Genomic DNA, 289 nt, shown 5'->3' with positions numbered 1-289 from the left:
TGCAAACTGTCTCTCCCGAGCCTGCTAAAGAGTGGTTGCAAAGTTACTCTGACCGCCAAAAAATCGATGGTCTTTATGAGTGTATTTTGTGCGCATGTTGTCAGACATCATGTCCAAGCTATTGGTGGAATGGTGATCGTTATTTAGGACCGGCTGTTTTGCTCCAGGCTTATCGTTGGATTGCTGATTCACGTGATGAAATGTGCGGTGAACGTCTTGATAACTTAGAAGATCCTTTCCGGCTTTATCGATGCCATACGATTATGAATTGTACGCAAACTGGTCCAAA

At 43.9% G+C, this 289-nt stretch carries 1 protein-coding gene; it reads left to right on the top strand.

What is annotated here, in order from left to right:
• On the top strand, nucleotides 1–289 hold a 289-nt coding region (locus tag ACFIK8_RS12255; protein WP_375669586.1), incomplete at both ends, for a 4Fe-4S dicluster domain-containing protein.

It is taken from the genome of Bartonella sp. MR168JLCBS, assembly GCF_042194175.1.
Note: the sequence above shows the minus strand (reverse complement) of the source record. Positions and strands in the feature narration are given on the sequence as shown.